Below are 4,104 nucleotides of genomic sequence, written 5' to 3'. Positions count from 1 at the left end.
CTGGTGACACCGTCCTGGATCCATTCCTGGGTACGGGGAGCACGACCATCGCCGCGATAGAGACGGGTAGAAACTCCATTGGGAGCGACATCGAACCCGCATACTTGCGGGCTGCGAAGAAGCGCGTCCAGCCACTAACAAGGCAAGGACGCCTCGTCGGCCCTACCGAAGTCACTTTGGATGTCCTGAAATAGTGGCGTACAAGCTCCTCGACGCATTCCGAAGCCTCTTTGAAGGCAAGAGGTATCTCCACAGGAGGTCGAACCTAGGGAACTGGGTGGCGCTTCACCTCTACGAAGACCTCTTCACCCTCGCGAGCTCCAGGACGTTTACCGCGCGAGTGAGGTCAAAGATTGCCGTAGTCAATCTCGCAAACGTGCGGCGGGGAATCAAGGCTCGGCGTGGCGATGGCACATTTGGTGAAATAGTTCCTGGCACACCTGCGATTGAAGAGAAGGGGTTCTCCGTAGCTCGCGGGATGGTCGCTACGGTGGAGATCGGAGCCGAAGCAAAGATACTCGCAAAGGCGATGATCAAACAAATAGATAGAGTGATCAACGATCTCGGCGGGCAAATCAATGAGTTCAAGCGAGGCGGTGGGTCTCCGCTATGCGTGGGAATAGTCGGTATCAATTTTGCGGAAATCTGCCGCTCCTATGAGGGGAGACGATCATTCCTGACCGACGGCAAGAAACATAAGCACCCGATTCAGGAAGCAGCAGAAGCCGAGAAACGCATCGTTGAACACGCGGAGCCGAAATTCGATCAGTTCGTGATTCTCAGATTTCGAGCCTCCAATGAGAGACCCTACCGATTCGAGTGGGTTGATTCCCTAGATACAGAGCTAGACTATGCTGCTGCCCTTGTTCGTCTGAGTCGCGAATACGATCACCGCTTCTAGAACTCCATTTCCCGCTCTCGCTGGGGTCTCCCGCAATTCTTCCCGTCTTCGCAAAATGCTCATAGTATTCCGCTGGCTTCGGGCGACGCCTCTATGGACATCACGGCGGGCGACGATGTGGCGTTTGTAGCGGCCTTGATGCAGTGCTCTGGAACCCAAAAAGGCGGGAAACGAATCGCACAGTTTCGTGTGACCATGGGACTGTGTAAGATTGACGGCCAGTGGACGGTCACCCATGAGCATCACTCGATTCCAGCCGGCTGAGCCGGTCTTTGGAGGAAATTGATCCATGAACACTATCGTGAAGATTCCTGAACGGCCCCCAGATCCACCCCGAGGGGTACCGGTCTATCCTCCCGTCGTGTACGTGGAGCCGACCTGGGAGTACAAGTGTCTGGCGCGGGCCCTGCCCGACAAAGAGGAGCCGGACGAGGCGGAGCTCGACCCGCTCGGGGCGGACGGCTGGGAGCTCGTTGGCGTGACCACGGCTGGGGCGACGCAGCGGTTCTATTTCAAGCGTCTTCGCAGGTGAGGAGGTGCCATTGACTCGCCGGTCGCGAATGACGACGTGCCTTTGCGTCTTCGTCCTGGGCCTCGGAGCCTGCACGCCCGAGAGAGGTGGCCCCATGCACGACGTCTCCCATGGTTAAGCCAGAGCTTGAAGGTGCCATCTCCGCCGCCCTGAATCATCCTCCCCCGCCTTCAGCCCCGGCATACGCCCAAGCTATTGCGCTGCGCAGCGCCTTGGATGGGCACTTCCCGCCGGGACATCCCTTCAGTCAGCTTCTCGACCAGCTTAGGAGAGATCCCGATTTCGTCATGTTCGGCGGGTTAATGCAAGTCGTGCGGGGGCGGGTATGCCGCGTCGAGCACACAGACCTCGCCGCATGGCTGATCGAACGCGCGCGGGCCGCGAGTCCGGAGAGAGCCGTTTCAGATCTCCAGCGCTACCTCAGCTGTGAGCGGCTGCCATGTCGGCTGATTGTTGCCGTCGCCGGCATCAAGCCCGACGGTCCCTACGCCCTAAGACCAGGCATAACTCTTGTGCCATGGGAACAGCTCCCGGAATCAAGCACCAAGCGATCGGTCACCGAACGCTTCCTCTTTTGGCGCCCCAAATCACCTCTGGATTCGGCTCTAGCTCAGGAGGTGGAGATCCGTCGCATCCATCTAGAGTACACTGAAGCTGTCAAGCACATGGGCCAGCCCCTCCCGCTCACTGATCTCGCGGATCTCCTTCTCTGCCTCGGACTATTCGGGCCAACAGCGCCCGTCATCGTTTCGTCTTGGCTCGAGGCACCCGACTGGGCTCCGCTGATTCTCGGCGGCTTCTCCTTCGGACTCCCGGAGGGCTCGAGCAACGTCAGGCCCTTGTCCCAAACGGCCGCTGGCGATGGCTCAAAGCTCTTCGAAACATGGCTCGCGCTCGGTGAACAAAGGCGGGCTGCGCTTCGGGTGCCAATGCACCGCTTGGACACAGCCATGCGGCGGCGGAGTGTTATCGACGCAGCAATCGACCTCGGAATAGCTCTCGAGTCGATATTCCTGCGTGATCTCTCCGATGACAGGGGTGAGCTGACTTTTCGCCTCCGTGTTCGCGGCGCTCGTTGGCTCGGTGCAACTCCCGATGAGCGAAGACAGCTTTTCACGCTCTTCGAAGACCTTTACAAGACGCGCTCGAAGGCGGTGCACAGCGGCGGCGTACCAAGCACGACACGTGGCCGGCCAACGACGGAGCTCCTCGAAGAGGGCTACAAGGTCACGGCGCGAGCTCTCATAGCGTTGATAACTGTCGGCGATCCTGACTGGGATGCTGTGACCTTGTCGTAGGGTGTTCAGGGACGCGGTCGCCCAACAAGCGCTTTCTCTCGTCAAGAAGCGCCGGGTCAAAGCCCTACGGCGTGCTGGCCGCCCCGTGAGCTTCTGTGAGCCTGGCTTGGGATCGAACCCTAGCTTTCCTGAGGCGTTCCTCCATCTTGTGACACGAACCATGCGCCGCTGCCATGAATGACGCTTCTTCATTTCCGACCGACTACGACGAGTACGCGGCAACGTATGCGTGGGCGCGGAGGGCGGTCCCTTGGATCGTCTCGCCTCTCGCGCGGATAGTCGGCGCACTGCCGGCCGATACAGCAGTGCTCGAGATCGGCTGCGGTACGGGCAACTACATTCGCGCTCTCGCGGAGTCACGAAGCGAGTTGGTCTATGCCGGATTCGACCTGTCGGAGCCTATGCTGCAAGAGGCGCGCGGTTGGAGGTCGAACGCGACGTTCGTGCATGGTGACGCTGCGAAGGAGTTCCCGTTTCCGAACGAGAGGTTCGCACTCGCTTTCGCCGTCGATGTCATTCACCACATCGAAGACATCCCGCGTTTCTTGACGGAGGCTCACCGAGTCCTTGTGCCAGGAGGACATCTGGTGATCGTCACGGACTCCGAGGACACGCTGAAGCGCCGCAGTCTAACGGCATTCTTCCCCGAGATCCTGGCGATCGAGCTGATCCGGTATCCTACGATTGCTCGACTCCATAAGGAGGCTGAGCGCGCGGGGTTGCGGCTCGATTCTCAGGAGCAGGCGGCTGGATGGATACCGCTGGATGGCGAGTTCTTGGGGAGGCTGGAGGCGAAATGCTCGTCGGCAATGCGCCTCATCGCCGCTGAAAAGCATGCCGCCGGAATGGATCGGGTTCGAGCCGCCGCGGCGCGAGGCGAGCAGTGGCTTTCCTGCTACGACGTGCTGCGCTATGTTCGACCGGCGCGCGCAGCAACAGCCTAGTAATCCCTTGCTGGCCATTCCGCAGTGCTGGGCAGGCGGCAAGCTCTACGAGATGCAGTCGCGCAAGCTCTAAACTCTGCGGGTCCGCTCGTGAAGTTACAAAGGAGGTCGCTATGCGCAATATCGCTTGTTTCCTGACAATCCTCTCGGTCGTCGCGTGGGCCAATGGGCCGGCCATGGCTCAAGAGCAATTTGAGCATCCTCAGTTTCCTGCCCCACCGCATGAACACCAGGCGACAGCCGTGGAGCAGAAGCTGAAAATCTTCGACGTGCTCGATTTCGATGTGTTCAGTAATCAGAAATGGGACCGCCTCGGCGAGAGCCACGCAGATGATGTCATCGTCACTTGGCCGGACGGCCACGAGACGAAGGGCATCGAGAAGCACATAGAAGATCTGAAAGCGATGTTCGTGTGGGGTCCTGACATCA

The 4,104-nt window shown here is 59.6% G+C and carries 5 protein-coding genes and 2 pseudogenes (1 of these 7 only partly in view); all 7 read left to right on the top strand.

The features are described 5' to 3' along the window. Positions 1–194: pseudogene (locus E6K76_08630) on the top strand (site-specific DNA-methyltransferase); it begins 790 nt to the left of the window's first position. Continuing rightward, positions 194–901: a hypothetical protein gene (locus E6K76_08625; GenBank protein ID TMQ58129.1), complete on the top strand. Its 708-nt coding sequence runs from the start codon at positions 194–196 to the stop codon at positions 899–901. The pseudogene E6K76_08630 and the gene E6K76_08625 overlap by 1 nt, the downstream one beginning before the upstream one ends. A 93-nt stretch (positions 902–994) precedes the next feature. After that, positions 995–1,165, top strand: a complete 171-nt coding sequence (locus tag E6K76_08620) for a hypothetical protein (GenBank protein ID TMQ58128.1) — start codon at positions 995–997, stop codon at positions 1,163–1,165. Between the two features lie 25 nt (positions 1,166–1,190). Continuing rightward, positions 1,191–1,433: a hypothetical protein gene (locus E6K76_08615; protein TMQ58127.1), complete on the top strand. Its 243-nt coding sequence runs from the start codon at positions 1,191–1,193 to the stop codon at positions 1,431–1,433. Positions 1,434–1,543: 110 nt separating this feature from the next. Next, positions 1,544–2,731 (top strand): hypothetical protein, encoded by a 1,188-nt coding sequence (locus E6K76_08610; GenBank protein TMQ58126.1) that lies wholly within the window; start codon positions 1,544–1,546, stop codon positions 2,729–2,731. Positions 2,732–2,904: 173 nt separating this feature from the next. Next, positions 2,905–3,675 (top strand): methyltransferase domain-containing protein, encoded by a 771-nt coding sequence (locus E6K76_08605; GenBank protein ID TMQ58125.1) that lies wholly within the window; start codon positions 2,905–2,907, stop codon positions 3,673–3,675. A 263-nt stretch (positions 3,676–3,938) separates the two neighbouring features. Continuing rightward, positions 3,939–4,104 (top strand): annotated as a pseudogene (locus tag E6K76_08600) (ester cyclase).

Source organism: Candidatus Eisenbacteria bacterium, from assembly GCA_005893275.1.
Taxonomy (GTDB): domain Bacteria; phylum Eisenbacteria; class RBG-16-71-46; order SZUA-252; family SZUA-252; genus WS-7.
The sequence above is the reverse complement of the archived record's forward strand: the minus strand, read 5'-3'. Positions and strand labels throughout refer to the sequence as shown.